This window comes from Nocardia rhamnosiphila NBRC 108938 (assembly GCF_000720425.1).
Lineage (GTDB): Bacteria > Actinomycetota > Actinomycetes > Mycobacteriales > Mycobacteriaceae > Nocardia > Nocardia rhamnosiphila.
Window position 1 is genome coordinate 428,092 of sequence record NZ_JOAJ01000002.1, and the last position, 14,727, is coordinate 442,818.

Consider the following 14,727-nt stretch of genomic DNA (forward strand, 5'->3'; position numbering starts at 1 on the left):
CGGACGGAGCATCCGATGCAACCAGACACTTTGACCTCCGCCGCCGGTCGTGACTCCGGCGGCCTGTACCGGGTTGCCCAATGGGCCACCGGCACCATCGGCCGACGCGCCCTGCGCGCGGTGATCGCCCATCCGGGACTCGAACTGGCCGCTCTCTATTCGCATTCGCCGGACAAGGCCGGGCTCGACGCCGCCGAACTCTGTGGCCTGGACGCACCGACCGGAGTCCGGGCGACCGCCGATATCGAGCAGATTCTGGCCCGGCACCCGGACTGCGTGCTCTATATGCCGCAGACCTGCGATATCGACGAGGTGTGCGCGATCCTGGCCGCGGGCACGAATATCGTCACCACCGTCGGCCTCTTCCATCACCCGCCCAGTATGGATCCCGGGATCCGGGCCCGGGTGGAGGCGGCCTGCGCCGCGGGCACCACCTCGATCCACAGCACCGGCAGCAGCCCGGGATTCATCACCGAGGCGGTACCGCTGGTACTCGCCTCGATCCAGCGACGGCTCGACTCGCTGGCCATCGAGGAATACGCCGACCTCTCCCAGCGGAACTCGCCGGCCATCCTGTTCGACGTCATGGGCTTCGGCAGCCCCCCGGCCGAGTTCGCCACCGCCCGGCTCGACCACCTACGCGACAGCTTCGGGCCGTCGCTGCGGTTGCTCGCCGACGGCATCGGCCTGCCCCTCGACGAGGTCACCGCGGCGGGCGAGGTCGCGACCGCGGGACACACATTCGACATCGCCGCCGGCACCGTCGAGAAGGGCACCGTGGCGGCGCAGCGCATCACGATCGCCGGCCGGCGCGCCGGGCACACCGTCGTATCCTTCCGGGCCGTCTGGCATTGCGGTGCCGACGCCGAAACCGGCTGGGATATCCGCCCCACCGGCTGGCATCTGTCGGTGCGCGGGGATGCTCCGCTCGAGATCGATATGGTGTTCCCCTTCCCGCTCGCGGAGATGGCCGAACACTCCCCCTCCTATACCGCCAACCGTGCGGTCAACGCCGTCGCACCCGTCTGCGCGGCGCCACCGGGCATCCGCACGGTACTGGACCTGCCGGCGATCACCGCGAACCTGGGACGACCATGAACGACCACGAAGCACTGCGCGCACTCAAAGCCCGCTATTTCCGCCTGATGGACACCAAGGACTGGGCCGGGTTCCGCGCACTGTTCTGCGACGACGTGGTGATCGACCTTTCCGAGTCGGGTGGCGAGGTGATCACCGGTGCGGACGAGTTCCTCACCTTCCTCACCGGCCGGATCGGCGACGCGCTGACGATCCATCACGGGCACTCCCCCGAGATCGATGTGCTGAGCGAGACCACGGCCCAGGGTATCTGGGCGCTGGAGGACCGGCTGTCCTGGCCGAACGGTACGCGAGTGCACGGTTTCGGGCACTACCACGAGACCTACGCCAAGATCGACGGCACATGGCGTATCCGGACCCAGCGGCTGACCCGCCTGCACACGGACTACCGGCCCGCGGACGCCTAGAACCGCGGGCAGCAGGACGAATCCCTGGTCCGGAGGCGAGATCGGGGCCCCCGAACCGGGCCACCGCTGGTCGGATTCGCGCTCCGTGGATAACCGGGGCACAGACCGGCCACGGCACGCCGTAGCCAGAGTTCCGCCTCCTCCGCTTTCCCTTGCCGGGTCAGGAGGCGCGCTATGGCATATAACGCATGATGGTTTCCACCGCTCACCGACCGCCGGAACCAGGCTTCGGCCTCCTCGATCGCACCCCTTCCCTCCAACATGAGCGCGAGGTTGTACATCGCCGTGCCGTGATCGGCGGCGACGGCTCGGCGGTACCACGTCTCGGCCGCGGAGGTCTCGCCCCTTTTCTCCAGCAGGACCGCAAGGTCGTTCATCGCCTCGGCGAGGCCTGCCTCGGCCGCGCGGCGCGCGCGGGTTTCGGCTTCGACCGAATCGCCCCGATTTTCCAGTAACACAGTGAGTACCCCCATCGCTGTGGTCTCGCCGGTATCGGTGCTCGGCGAGGTTGCTCGTCGATCATCGACCGGCTGTCGGCGCCGACACAGACCTATGGTGCCGGAGCACTACGACACACTTCGCTCATCGAGGAAGACCGGTAACCGGGGGCAACCCGGCCCTCCGAGGCATTGCCGCCACGGCGCGGGCGGCCGAGCACTGGGGACCGGGCACCGAGTTGTTCGACCTGTCCCCCACGGCTTCTGCGCGGATCACTCGGTGACGAGGCCGGTGGTGGGCCGGTCCCCGGTATCGACCGGCCGCATCAGGTGGTCGACGGCGGTATAGGGGTCGCATTCGCCCGCCCCGACCGCGTCGGCGAGGGCGCCGAGCGTGGGATGGACGCGTAATCGGCTGTAGGCGAGTGACAGGATCTGCGCCCGGGCCCGGGCGGCACGGCGCTGCGCGGTATCGGCGCGATGGTGGGCCTCGACGGCGCCGACCAGTTCGGGAATACCGGTACCGTTCGCCGCGACCGCCGTGAGAATCGGGACATCGGACTCGGCGCGCAACTCACGTACCGTCTGCTCGGCCCCGTCCCGGTCGGCCTTGTTCACCACCAGGATGTCGGCCACCTCGAGCAGTCCCGCCTTCGCGGCCTGCACGGCATCCCCGGCACCCGGGGTGAGGACCACGACGGTCGGGTCGGCCACGGCGGCGATTTCGATCTCGGACTGACCCACCCCGACCGATTCGATGACGACCAGGTCGTAGGACAGCGCGGCCAGCAGCCGGATCGCCGCGGGTACCGCCGCCGACAGTCCGCCCAGATGCCCGCGGGTCGCCATCGATCGAATCAGTACCCGCGGATCGTCGATATGGGCGGCCATACGGATCCGGTCACCGAGAAGCGCGCCGCCGCTGTACGGCGAGGACGGGTCGACGGCCAGCACGGCGACCCGGAGGCCCTGTGCACGATAGGTACTCACGACCGCCGCGATGGTGGTCGACTTCCCGGCGCCCGGCGGTCCGGTGAAACCCACCACCCGGATATCCGCCGGTTCCAGCAACCGCAGCACCTCGTCGCGGGCCGGCCCCTCGATCAGGGTGAGCAACCGGCCCGCCGCGCGCACCGATCCGGTGCGCGCGGCGGCGATCAGTTCCGCCGGGGACCTGCCCCCGGCGGCACCGTTGCCGGTCACGGCGCGGCGACCTCGAGCACGGTCGCCGAACCCATTCCCCCACCGGCGCACATGGCCACAATCGCCAGCCCGCCGCCACGCCGGCGCAGTTCGTGGACCGTGGTCACGATCATGCGCGCCCCGGTGGCCGCCACCGGATGCCCGAGCGAGCAGCCGCTGCCGTTGACGTTGACCAGATCCGGGTCCAGGTCCAGGGCTCGCACGGCCGCGACGGGGACGGACGCGAACGCCTCGTTGATTTCGAACAGTTTCACGTCGGCGAGCGAGATACCGGCTTTGCGCGCGGCTTTCGTGATCGCCTCGATCGGCGCCAGGCCGGTGTCGGCCGGGTCCACCCCCACCGACGCCCAGGACCGGATGGTGGCCAGCGCCGGCAGACCCAATTCGTCACTGGCGACGGTGAGCAGCGCGGCCCCGTCGTTGGCGCCCGCCGCATTGCCCGCGGTGATCGAGAACCCGTCGATCTCGGGGTGCAGCACCTTGAGCGAGGCGAGCTTTTCCAGGGTGGTCGTCCGCCGTGGATGTTCGTCGACCGCGAACTGCCCGAAGGGGGTAGCGATCGGCACCACCTCGGCGTCGAACCGTCCCTCGTCGATGGCCGCGATCGCATTGCGGTGCGAGCGCAGCGCCCAGGCGTCCAGGTCTTCCCGGGAGATACCGGATTTCATCGCGGTGTTCCAGCCCACGGTGATCGACATGTCCAGGTTCGGTGCGTCCGGCCGATCCGGGTGCGACGGCGAGGTCCACGGATCGGCCCATTCGTCGGGCCCGACCCGGAACCGCGCCTTCGGCGCGGTGGAATCGGCGTTGACCCCGCCGGCCAGCACCAGCCGGTCCATTCCGGCCCGGATACCGGCCGCCGCCGTCTGCACCGCCGCCATTCCCGCCGCGCAGTGGCGGTTGTGCGCCAGACCGGGCGCCCCGGTCAGCCCGGCGGTGATCGCCGCGTGCCGGGCGATCACCCCGCCGCCGTAGCGGCCCTCGCCGAGGATCAGATCGTCGATTGGCGCGTCGGTCTCGAGCTGTTTGGTCGTCGCCTCGACCACGTGGTGGGCCAGGTCGAAGGCGGTGGTTTCACGCAGCGTGCCCTTGACGGCGGTCCCGATCGGGGTGCGCAGCGCGGATACGATCACGGCTTCAGGCATCAGTTCTCTCCAGTTTCCCCCACGTCGACGATCTTGCCGATATACATGAGAATAGTATTCTCTCAATCTGAGAGCGATAATCGCAAGAGAGGGTAGCGCCATGCAGATCGAGGGAAGTTCGGCGATCGTCGTCGGGGGCACGGGTGGACTGGGCGAGGCCACGGTCCGGCGGCTGCACGCGGCCGGCGCCAAGGTGGTGGTGGCCGATGTCGCCGACGACAAAGGCAAGGAACTGTCCGACGAGCTCGGTATCCGGTATGTGCACACCGACGCCACCAGCGAGGATTCGGTGCGGGCCGCCGTCGAGGAGGCGAAATCCCTCGGACCGCTGCGTATCTCGGTCGACACCCACGGCGGGCCCGCCACCGGCGGGCGGCTGGTGGGCAAGGACGGCGCCCCGCTGGCGCTCGACGGGTTCCGTACCACCATCGAGTTCTATCTGATCGCGGTCTTCAACGTCATGCGCCTGTCCGCCGCCGCGATCGCCGAATCCGAGCCCACCGCGGAAGGTTCGCGCGGCGTGATCGTCAACACCGCGTCGGTCGCCGGCTACGAGGGACAGATCGGTCAGCTCCCCTACTCCGCGGCGAAAGGCGGCGTGATCGGGATGACCCTGGTCGCGGCCCGCGATCTGTCCCCGCTCGGCATCCGGGTGGTGACCATCGCCCCGGGCACGTTCAACACCCCCGCCTACGGCAAAGCCGCGGACCAGCTCGAACAGTACTGGTCGCCGCAGATTCCGTTCCCGAAGCGGATGGGGCGTTCGCCGGAGTACGGGCAGCTGGTGCAGTCGATCGTGGAGAACGACTATCTCAACGGCGAGGTCATCCGCCTCGACGGCGCCCTGCGGTTCCCACCGAAGTGAGCGGCCCGACCGAACCGGGTCGTGCGGCGGTCGGGCCGACCGGTGCGGGACCGGCCGCGTCGTCCGCCCGATCCCCGGCACAGGACTGCCGAGGCGCGGACTCCGGACCGGGGGCGGGTGCCGATGGCGAAACCGGCAGCTTCCGCGCGCGAAAACCGCTGGCGGGGAAGGTCGCCTTCGTGGCCGGGGCCAGTCGCGGTATCGGCGCCGCGATAGCAGCGAGCCTGGCCGCGCAGGGCGCGTCGGTCGCGGTGGCAGCCCGCTCCGAGGAAACAGGCCGGATCCCCGGGACCATCCACGATGTCGCCGGCCGGATAGCCGCCGCGGGCGGACGGGCGCTGCCGGTGCCCTGCGATGTCACGGACGAGGAATCGGTACAGGCGGCACTGGCGACCACTGTCACCGAATTCGGCGGCCTCGACATCCTGGTCGCGAATGCCGGGGTGCTGTGGCTGGGGCCCATCGAGAGCACCCCGCTGAAGCGCTGGCAGCTGTGCCTGGATGTGAACCTCACCGGTGTCTTCCTGGTGACCCGGGAGGCGATCCCCTACCTCCGGGCCCGCGGCGGAGGTTCACTCATCGCGGTCACCACCACCGGCGTGAACATGACGGACCGCGGGTCCAACGCCTACTGGGTGTCCAAGGCCGCGGTCGAACGCCTCTATCTCGGCCTGGCCGCCGACCTGCGGCCCGACAATATCGCGGTGAACTGCCTGAGCCCGTCCCGGGTGGTCCTGACGGAGGGCTGGCAGGCCGCGGGTGGCGCTGAGATCCCGGCCGACATGGTGGAACCGCCGGAAACGATGGGGCGGGCCGCGGCACTGCTCGCGGCGCAGGACGGTACCGGCATCACCGGGACGGTCCAACGCTCGGAAACCCTCCTCGCCACAGTGTGATTCCGGGTCCGGCTACCGGAGCCGTCGATTCGACTGCGCGACTCCCACAGCTGTGCGTCCCGTCGCAGCGGGGAGTCGTCAGCAGAGGTCGTGGCGCATCTCTACCGATCGCAACGAGGGGTCGGCGAAGTGTGGCCTGGACTCGCCGGTGAGTTGGAAAGCGTGCCGCAGATACAGATTCGTGGCGTGCTCGTTGTTCTCCCGCACCCACAGTCTGATCTCTCGATAGCCGTGCCCTCGAGCCCAGTCCACCGCGTGGGTCATCAGTTGATCTCCGATACCGGCCCCGCGGGCGGCGGGCGACACCCACACGGCGGCCATCGTCAGCATCGCGGGGTCATCGCCGTGCACGAGCCGGGTACGCCCTACCGGTGAGCCGTCCCGGAAAGCGACGAACGATTCGATCCGGTCGAAATCCGCCCGGTACTCCGGTTCGGTTTTCCGCTCCGCGCCCGACGCACCTGTCCGGAAGTCGAGAGGGTTGTCGTCACCCATAGCGAGAGCGATTTCTTTGTTGACCCGCCAATCATCCGGAGCCAGCCGGCGTATCGCGGCGCCGGTGGGACCGCTCCCTGGCGTTCCGGAAGCTACGGGTACGGCATCGCCGGAGGAGCTGTCGTGCTGATCCGCGGCGAACAGCGTGACGGCTCGGTCCTCGGCATCGCCCGCCGTGTCGAGTCCCCCACGGAGCCGGTCGGCGGTCTGGGCGGAGGGCGCGGCGCGGAGCTGGGCGACACCGTGTACGGCATTCTTCACACGCTGCATCAATTCGGCTTTTACCCGGGACCAGCCCGACATCGATTTCCTCCACGGACCGCGACACGTTTCTGCGCTGCCCCCGGCCGGACACACGACCGTAGATCCTGCCACCACGACGGGCGGTACTGCTCTTTCAGAAGTACAAACCGCCGGTACCACAGAATCCCGTTTCGTCCGGAGCCGAGCCCGCTGCCGGTGGTGGCGTTCCGCGCGGGTCGGCCGTGCCTGCGCCGCGGTGCCCTCGACCGACCGTCTACACGCCGGCGGGATCGAGCCGGGTCCGGCCGGCCTGTGCCCGGGACACACCGCGCGGCGTTTCGGGCGTCTCAGCGATGACGCCGTCGCCTGGTGAAATCACCGGCCGCACGTGCCGAGACCGACCTGTCGCCGACGCCGCCGTCGACCAGGACTTCACCGGTGGTCCGGGTAACTTCGGGCAGACGGCCGGTCGGGGCGTAGACGGTCATCGTCTTGCCGTCACCAGGGCCGCCGAGCAAGGCGGTGAGCCGCCCGGCGGTGACGCGCAGATCCACCTGGTCGAGGACGGTGTCGCGCCGGCGGCCGGTCTCGATGTCCGCGGTGAAGGAACGCAATCCGACCGGCACTGCTGATCAATCGCCGGCCGGCCGATAGGTGTCACGGGCAGCGTCGAACACCAAACCGGTGGTATCGATGAAATCGGCCAATCGGTGTTCCGGCGTCCGGACGGTCACGCCCTGGAACTCGGCATCCACCACCACTCGCAGCCGGTCGATATCCGCCCAGTCGTCCTCGTCGTTCACTTTGACCTGGTCCACCTCACACCAGCCCAAATGGATCATGAATCGCACCGTTGTTCCAGCCTGATGCAGCGCCTCGATGCGCACATAGTCGAAACTGCTGTGTTCGCCGTCGAAGAGGTAGGCCTCGATCGGCTCGCCGAACTCTTCGCATTCGGCCTGCGCGCCTTCGAGCTCACGCCAGGACGACACGGCGAATGGGATCCACTCGATGTGGAATTGCACCCCGGATGTCCCGTCCGGGTAGCCGTCGAAGTAGAGGCTCCACGTCAGTTCCGGAGCACCGGTCGCCCAGTTCTCCGACAGAACCCCTTGCCATGTCGATTCGGTGACCGGCCGGAATTCCGGCCACGGGTGGTGCTCACCGGCCGATGCGTCCATCGGCTCAGCATAGAGAACGGAACACCAACGGCCGCTGCCGTATTCATATGCCGGAAGCTACTTCTTCCCGGAGTTGAGCCGGGCGATCGTCGCCTGGAAATCGTCGGTCTGGAACGACTGGTACTCCGCGGTGGTGGCGTAGTCCAGGGTGGCCGCCACCGACTTCTCGAGCTGGATGTTCAACACCCGCTTGGTCGCTTCCACCGCTTGGCGGGGCATTTCCGCGATCCGCTTCGCACAGGCCAGCGCCTCGGCCAGCGGGTCGGCCACCACGTGATTGGCCAAGCCCATCTCCCGCGCGCGTTCCGCCGAGATACGCGCGCCGGTGAGCGCGTACTCCTTGGCCAGCAGCAGACTCGTGTGCAACGGCCAGGTCAGCGGACCGCCGTCGGCGGCCACCAGCCCGACCTGGACGTGCGGGTCGGCGAGATAAGCGGTGTCGGCGATATAGACGATATCGCTGAGCGAGACCAGGCTGCAGCCGAGACCGACGGCGGGACCGTTGACCGCGGCGACCACCGGTACCCGGCAGCGCGCCATACCGAGCACGATATCGCGACCGTGCGCGATGGTTTTCTCGCGCAGCACCGTATCGCGACTCAACTCCGCGAGATAGGCGAAATCACCGCCCGCCGAGAAGGCCTTGCCGGCACCGGTGAGCACCGCCGCCCGGGCGTCGTGATCCTCGGCCAGGCGCGGCCACAGCCGGGCCAGCCCGGTGTGCAGCGCGTCGTCCACCGCATTGAGCGCGTCCGGGCGGTTGAGGGTGATGATTCGCAGCGGACCGTCGGCGCGGACGTCGATTTCCGTTGGCATATCGTACATTTCAGGCTCCCAATCCGAGGATGCGCGCGGCGATGATGTTCTTCTGGATCTGCGATGTCCCGCCCATCACGCTCTGCGCGCGGCTGTAGAGATAGGAGCCGAACATCTCCTGGTCACCGGTGCCCGCCACGGCGAGCGCGGCATGCCCGACCGACTGGTCGACCCAGGTCATGAGCAATTTGTCCAGCGACCCCTGCGGCCCGTGGGTCACCCCGTCCAGTTGTTCGGACAGCCGCCGCCGCACATGCAGTCGCAGCATCTCCGCCTGGACCGCCGCCCACGCGAGTTCGTCGGGGACCGCGCCGTCGGTGCGCGCGGCCAGCTGGCGCACCAGCTTCCCGTAGCGTGCGGCGTAGCCGAGGGTGGACGGTTCGCGTTCGTGCCCGACCACCGTCATGGCCAGTTTCCAGCCTTCGCCGGGCGCACCCACCAGCTGGTCCGCGGGCACCCGGGCGCCGTCGAAGAGGACCTGTCCGAATTCGGTGGTCACCCCGCTCATCATCTCCAGCGGCCGCTGCTCCACTCCGGGCTGTTTCATCGAGAGCACGAACGCCGAGATCCCTTTGTGCCGGGGCGCGGCCGGATCGGTGCGGGCCAGCAGCAGGCACCAGTCGGCCACATCGGAGTAGCTGGTCCAGATCTTGTGGCCGTGGATGACGTAGTCGTCGCCGTCGCGGGTGGCCGTGGTGGTGAGGGAGGCCAGATCCGATCCGGCACCCGGCTCACTGAAACCCTGGCACCAGCGCTGGCTTCCGTCGATCATGCCGGGCAGGAAGCGGCGGCACAGCTCCGGGCTCGCATGACGGCCCAGCCCCTGGATCAGATAGCCGAGACTCGGCCGCGGCGGCGCCCCCGCGATCGCGAGTTCCTCGTCCAGGATCACGTCGTAGACCGGCGGCAGCTCCTGTCCGCCGTACTCCTTGGGCCAGGACAGGCCGAAGAATCCGGCCCGGTACAGCTCGGCATGCCATTCGCCCTGCCGGGCCCAGTATTCGTCGCCGGAGGTCGGGTAGGTGCCCGCCACCCCGGCGAGCCAGTCGCGCAGGCGCTCCCGGAACGCCGCCTCCTCCAGGGAATCACGAAAGTCCAAGGCCGGCCTCCTCCAGGCGTACGGGGAACAGTTCGGTGGACACCAGGGCCCGCCGCAGATACACGTGGGCCAGGCATTCCCAGGTGTTGCCGATCCCGCCGTGCACCTGGATCGCGGTTTCGCAGACGGTCCGGGCGGCGCGGGCGGCATAGAGTTTGGCGATCCGCGCCGCCCACAGGGCCGGCTCCGGTTCGAGTTCGTCGACCGCCCAGGCGGCATGCCACAGCGCACTGATCGATCCCTCGATCAGGGCCTCGCTCTCCGCCAGCAGATGCCCGATCGCCTGGTAGGAACCGATGGTGTTCCCGTACTGGCTACGCACTTTCGCGTACTCCACCGCGAGCCGCTGGGCACCGCGCGCGGCACCGACCAGATCGGCGCAGGTGGTGGTGAGCGCCAGCGCCAGCCAGCGATCCCGGTGCCCCGCGGAGATATCCCCCCTGGCTTCCCAGGGGCCCGCGGCCGCACCCGTGGCCCGGGTGAGATCCGCACCGGCGACCTGGTCGCCGACCGGCCCGGCGAATACACCGCTGTCCTCCAGTTTCAGCACCCGGTCGCAGCCTGAGGCGTCGATCGCGACGCCCCGGTGCGCCACCGTCCACCGCGCGGTGTCACCGTCGAGCCGGCCCTGTAGATCATCGGCGAGGACCGGGCCCAGGAACGGGACGTCGACCAGTCCGCGCGCGAACTCCTCGGCCACGATCGCCACCTCCACCCCGGAGGCGCCGTCGGAGCGCAGTTCCCGGAAACCGGTGCCCGCGACCGCGTCCTCCAAGCGGGTGCGGCGGCGGGCATCGGCGAGGTCCAGCACCGAACCCGGGCCGAGTTCGTCGGCCAGTTTCGCGGCCGCGTCGCGCAGTTGCCGCTGTTCACTCGTCAGCCGGACGTCCATACCGCTCCTTCAGCACTCGCCGCAACACCTTGCCGGACGGCAGGCGGGGAATCTCGTCCACGAACAGCACCTGCCGCAACCGCTTGTACCCGGCCAGCCGCTCCTGCACGGTCGTCATCAGTTCGTCGGCCGTCACCGGGCTCGTGAGCGCGACGGCCGCCACGATCGCTTCGCCGTTCGCACCGTCGGGCACCCCGAACACCGCGCAGTCGGCGACCGCGTCGTGGCCGTGCAACACGGTTTCGATCTCGGCCGGCGCCACCTGGAATCCGCGGACCTTGATCATTTCCTTGGAGCGGTCGGTGAGCCGCAGCCAGCCGTCCGCGTCCAGATTCCCGACATCGCCGGTGCGGTACCAGCCGTCGTCGAACGCTCCCGCGGTGGCCGCATCGGGAAGGTAGCCCGCCATCACCGATTCGGCGCGCAACTGGATCTCGCCGTCCTCCCCCGGCGCGACGGGTCGTCCGTCTTCCAGCGACACCACCCGCACATCGACGCCGGGCACGGCCTTGCCGACGGAATCGAGGCGCGGGGAGTCGATCGGGTTGCAGGCGATCACCGGGAGTTCGCTCGCCCCGTAGGCGGGTAGCCAGGTGACGCCGGTGCGCCGGGTGACGGTCTCGGCGACACTCGCCGTCACCGGAGTCGCGCCCCACATGATGTAGCGCAGTGAGGAGAGGTCGTAGGACTCCAGACCGGGGTGCTGCGCCATCGCCAGGGCGATCGGGGCGACCGCCATCTCGATGGTGATCTTGTCCGATTCGATGTGCCGCAGCACCCGTTCCAGTTCGAACCGCCGATGCAATCGCACCCAGGCGCCGCACTCCAGCGCGGTGACGATATTGAGGATGCCGAGGATATGCGACGGCGGTGTCGCCACCTGGATCCGGTCGCCCGAGCCCAGTCGCAGCGCATCGCGCCAGTGCCGCACCGCCGCCGCGAACGACGTGTGGGTGTGGCGGACGGCTTTCGGCATACCGGTGGTGCCGGAACTGAACACGAGCACCGCGTCACTGCCGGGCTCGGGCTCGGCGAACGTGCGGGTGGGCGAGGGTGCGGGATCGTCCAGGGAGATCATGTCCGCGAGCTCGGCCAGCACCGGATGATCGCCGAGCGCGTGCTGCGCGCCGGTGATCTCGAGCGCGTGCGCGACCTCGGCACGTTTCCACGCCGGACTGAGCAGCACGACCGCGGACCCCAGCCGCCAGACCGCCAGCACCGCGGTCACGAACTCCGGGCGGTTCGAGGACATCAACGCCACTCGCTGCCCGGATCCGACCCCGCGCTGTGCGAGCAACTCGGCCAGACCGTCGGCCGCCGCATCCAGTTCGGCGCGGGTGTACTCGCGGTCCTCGAAGGCGAGCACTGTGGGGCCCGTCATCTGCGTCCCCCGATCCGGTAGCACTTCATGGCAATTCCTATCCGAATTTGAGAATATCATTCTCGCTTGGATAGAATCTTAATACCAGAAGGAGGCGACCATGGCGAGACCACCGTTGTTCCGGCGCGCGAAGGTGACGCGCATCGTGAAGGAGACACCGGACACCCGCACCTTCGTGCTGGAACCGCACGACGGCCCCTTCGCCTACCAGGCCGGCCAGTTCTGCACGTTCAAGTTCGTGGTCGACGGCAAGCCGTACTTCCGCTCGTACTCGATGTCGAGCTGCCCGGTGACCGATACCGAGTTCATGACCACGGTCAAACGCGTACCCGGCGGCACGGTGTCGAACTGGATGCACGACAACCTGAGCGAAGGCGACGAGGTCGAACTGACGGTGCCGACCGGCCGATTCTGCCTGCGCGAAGGCGAGGTCCCGGTGCTCGGTTTCTCCGGCGGCAGCGGGATCACGCCGATCATCTCCCTGGCCAAGAGCACCCTGGCGACCACCGACCGCGATGTCCGCCTGCTGTGCGCCGACCGCGACCGCACCTCCGCCATTTTCGAAGCCGCCCTGGACGAACTGGCCGCCCGCTACCCCGGCCGGCTGACCGTCGTGCGGCACCGCGACGACGAACACGGGTACGTGAACGCCGCGAAGGTCCTCGAATTCGTCGGCCCCCACACCTCCGGCGACGCCTATATCTGCGGCCCGGAACCCTTCATGGAACTCGTCGAGAACGCCCTACCGGGCCCGGGCCGGATCTTCTCGGAACGGTTCGGCGGCGCCGCGGCCAAGCCCGCACCCCCCGCGGCCGGCGCCGCGAACCCACCTGCGGCACAGTCTGGATCCACCACGAATGCGACTACGGCTGCCACCCCGAATCCGGCTGTGGCGCAGGCTGGATCCACCGCAGCCGCGACCCCCGCCGCAGCCGTATCGAGTGCTGTCGTCAACCCGGTGGCCGACGCGGGGGCCCTGACACAGACCGCGAGCACCGGCGCCTCAGCGACCACCCCCGGGGGATCCGCCGTCGAGGAGGGCACGGTGACGATCATCCTCAACCGCAAGAAGAAATCCGTCCCGCGCCGCGACGGCGAAACCCTCCTGGAGAGCGCCCGCCGAGCCGGATTGACGCCACCGTTCTCCTGCGAATCCGGTAACTGCGCCACCTGCATGGCCAAACTCACCGAGGGTAAGGCGACCATGCGAGTCAACGACGCCCTCACCGACGACGACCTCGACGAGGGTTACATCCTCACCTGCCAGGCCGTCCCCGATACCCCATCGGTGACCGTCCGCTACGAATAGCTCCCGCTGACAGCGGCGTTGCGCGCGTGGGTTGCGGTGACGTCGTCGGTCATCTCGCGCGGCGGGGTGCACGGGCATGCCCCTGGAGACGGAGTGCTGCGGCGCTGGACGAGATCGACCTCGATGACCTTCACGGTGAGGACGCCGTCGACCTCGACGACGTCTCCGGCCGATTCATCCAGCTCCCGGACAGCAGGCACAGGCTCACCCGCGATCGTTCAGAACCTCCCGCAGCTTGTCCGCGAATTCCTCGGGCTGCCCCGCGTACCCGAATTCTTCATCGAGGAAGCCACCGTGATGGCTCGGGAACACGGCCACTCGCTGACCGAGTAATTCGGCGGTGGCCACCGCGGTGCGGCCGGTGAACGTATCCCCGGTCTCCACTCCCACCGCGATGACTACGCGGGTCGGCGCGGCGGCCACTACGCCGGGGTCGGGCCGATAGCCGGTGACCGCCCGTGAGCGATCCGACAGCAGCGGGTTGTCCCGAGAGCCGTCGTCCTCGGTCGGCATCCCGAACACGGCCGGGTCGGCCGCCGGTTGCGCGAAGTACTCGTCGGTGAACTCGCCCTGCCAGGAAGTCATCGCGAGGAAGGCCGCCATCCCGGCACCGAAGCCCTGTGCCTCGTATACGTCACGCACAGCCGCACGGGCACGTTCGGCGGCCGCGGCATCGGGCAGCACCGGGATCAGCGGCGGCTCGTGCGCCACCAGGGTGATGACGTCGCCGGGGTGGGCCACCACGAGCGCGAGCGCGGTCACCGCGCCGCCGCTGCTCGCGAACATCTCGACCGGGCCGGCACCGAGCGCCTCGACCACGGCATGAACGTCCTCCGCTTGTACCTCCGGCACGTGGTCGACGCGACCGTCCTTGCGGATGCTGCGGCCGATGCCCCGCGGGTCGTAGGTGACGACGGTGCGGTCGGGGAACTGCGCGGCGAGCGCCCGGAAGCCGGCCGCCTCCATGGGCTGGCCGATCATGAACAGCGGCGGCCGTCCCCCAGCGGGGGGCAGCGGGCCGTGCACGTCGTAGACGATATCGGCACCGGCGGTTTCGAGAGTATGGGTCGACATACCGGTGACGACGCCCTCCGGACCGATAAATCATCGCCCCCGGACCGGTTCGGCCGAGCTTCCGGCCCGGTCCGCGATGACTACCCGAGCCTCGCAACGGCGGCGGGAAGACCGGTCGAGGCGAGAAATCTTCGGTCGCAGTTTCGGCAGAATACTGCCGGAAATACCGGCCAGGACGACCCAGGA

Annotated in this window: 17 protein-coding genes; 5 read left to right on the plus strand and 12 right to left on the minus strand. The window is 69.1% G+C overall.

The features are described 5' to 3' along the window. The first annotated feature begins 15 nt into the window (after positions 1-15). Together IG75_RS0110855 and IG75_RS0110860 are read left to right on the plus strand one after the other, a co-directional pair. Positions 16-1,098: an NAD(P)H-dependent amine dehydrogenase family protein gene (locus IG75_RS0110855; protein ID WP_051714477.1), complete on the plus strand. Its 1,083-nt coding sequence runs from the start codon at positions 16-18 to the stop codon at positions 1,096-1,098. Further along, the gene (locus IG75_RS0110860) at positions 1,095-1,505 is read left to right on the plus strand and encodes a nuclear transport factor 2 family protein (protein ID WP_030521087.1); all 411 of its coding nucleotides are present in this window, start codon (positions 1,095-1,097) and stop codon (positions 1,503-1,505) included. The genes IG75_RS0110855 and IG75_RS0110860 overlap by 4 nt, the downstream gene beginning before the upstream one ends. On the opposite strand, the gene IG75_RS40870 is transcribed toward IG75_RS0110860, so the two are convergent. From IG75_RS40870 to IG75_RS0110875, 3 genes are all read right to left on the minus strand, one after another. Then, positions 1,502-1,978: a tetratricopeptide repeat protein gene (locus IG75_RS40870; protein WP_030521088.1), complete on the minus strand. Its 477-nt coding sequence runs from the start codon at positions 1,976-1,978 to the stop codon at positions 1,502-1,504. The genes IG75_RS0110860 and IG75_RS40870 overlap by 4 nt on opposite strands. Positions 1,979-2,215: 237 nt before the next feature. Further along, complete coding sequence (gene meaB / locus IG75_RS0110870) at positions 2,216-3,145, minus strand: methylmalonyl Co-A mutase-associated GTPase MeaB (protein WP_051714478.1); 930 nt, start codon at positions 3,143-3,145, stop codon at positions 2,216-2,218. Beyond that, a complete protein-coding gene (locus IG75_RS0110875) occupies positions 3,142-4,290 on the minus strand; it encodes a thiolase family protein (protein ID WP_030521090.1) in 1,149 nt (382 codons plus the stop codon). Before IG75_RS0110875 ends, meaB begins: the two co-directional genes overlap by 4 nt. Positions 4,291-4,390: 100 nt before the next feature. Here IG75_RS0110875 and IG75_RS0110880 point away from each other — a divergent pair, with 100 nt between their 5' ends. Together IG75_RS0110880 and IG75_RS0110885 are read left to right on the plus strand one after the other, a co-directional pair. After that, complete coding sequence (locus IG75_RS0110880) at positions 4,391-5,155, plus strand: SDR family NAD(P)-dependent oxidoreductase (RefSeq protein WP_030521091.1); 765 nt, start codon at positions 4,391-4,393, stop codon at positions 5,153-5,155. Between the two features lie 179 nt (positions 5,156-5,334). Continuing rightward, entirely contained in the window at positions 5,335-6,051 is a 717-nt protein-coding gene (locus IG75_RS0110885) for an SDR family NAD(P)-dependent oxidoreductase (RefSeq protein WP_245713298.1), read from the plus strand. Between the two features lie 78 nt (positions 6,052-6,129). On the opposite strand, the gene IG75_RS37305 is transcribed toward IG75_RS0110885, so the two are convergent. From IG75_RS37305 to IG75_RS0110920, 7 genes are all read right to left on the minus strand, one after another. Beyond that, positions 6,130-6,816, minus strand: a complete 687-nt coding sequence (locus tag IG75_RS37305) for a GNAT family N-acetyltransferase (protein ID WP_051714479.1) — start codon at positions 6,814-6,816, stop codon at positions 6,130-6,132. A gap of 320 nt (positions 6,817-7,136) precedes the next feature. Beyond that, the gene (locus IG75_RS36230) at positions 7,137-7,415 is read right to left on the minus strand and encodes a P-loop NTPase family protein (protein ID WP_030521094.1); all 279 of its coding nucleotides are present in this window, start codon (positions 7,413-7,415) and stop codon (positions 7,137-7,139) included. A gap of 6 nt (positions 7,416-7,421) precedes the next feature. Beyond that, a complete protein-coding gene (locus tag IG75_RS0110900; protein WP_030521095.1) occupies positions 7,422-7,970 on the minus strand; it encodes a hypothetical protein in 549 nt (182 codons plus the stop codon). Positions 7,971-8,027: 57 nt separating this feature from the next. Next, on the minus strand, positions 8,028-8,795 hold the full coding sequence (locus IG75_RS0110905; protein ID WP_030521096.1) for an enoyl-CoA hydratase/isomerase family protein: 768 nt from the start codon (positions 8,793-8,795) through the stop codon (positions 8,028-8,030). Between the two features lies 1 nt (position 8,796). Continuing rightward, positions 8,797-9,885: an acyl-CoA dehydrogenase family protein gene (locus tag IG75_RS0110910; protein WP_030521097.1), complete on the minus strand. Its 1,089-nt coding sequence runs from the start codon at positions 9,883-9,885 to the stop codon at positions 8,797-8,799. After that, positions 9,872-10,777, minus strand: coding sequence for an acyl-CoA dehydrogenase family protein (locus tag IG75_RS0110915; protein WP_030521098.1), 906 nt, complete (start codon positions 10,775-10,777; stop codon positions 9,872-9,874). The genes IG75_RS0110910 and IG75_RS0110915 overlap by 14 nt, the downstream gene beginning before the upstream one ends. Next, a complete protein-coding gene (locus tag IG75_RS0110920) occupies positions 10,755-12,158 on the minus strand; it encodes a class I adenylate-forming enzyme family protein (RefSeq protein ID WP_030521099.1) in 1,404 nt (467 codons plus the stop codon). Before IG75_RS0110920 ends, IG75_RS0110915 begins: the two co-directional genes overlap by 23 nt. Before the next feature lie 100 nt (positions 12,159-12,258). On the opposite strand from IG75_RS0110920, the gene IG75_RS0110925 reads away from it, so the two are divergent. Further along, positions 12,259-13,467, plus strand: coding sequence for a ferredoxin--NADP reductase (locus IG75_RS0110925; RefSeq protein WP_030521100.1), 1,209 nt, complete (start codon positions 12,259-12,261; stop codon positions 13,465-13,467). On the opposite strand, the gene IG75_RS0110930 is transcribed toward IG75_RS0110925, so the two are convergent. After that, positions 13,458-13,667, minus strand: coding sequence for a hypothetical protein (locus IG75_RS0110930; protein ID WP_030521101.1), 210 nt, complete (start codon positions 13,665-13,667; stop codon positions 13,458-13,460). The genes IG75_RS0110925 and IG75_RS0110930 overlap by 10 nt on opposite strands. Positions 13,668-13,671: 4 nt before the next feature. After that, the gene (locus tag IG75_RS0110935) at positions 13,672-14,541 is read right to left on the minus strand and encodes an alpha/beta fold hydrolase (protein ID WP_030521102.1); all 870 of its coding nucleotides are present in this window, start codon (positions 14,539-14,541) and stop codon (positions 13,672-13,674) included. Between the last annotated feature and the right edge of the window lie 186 nt (positions 14,542-14,727).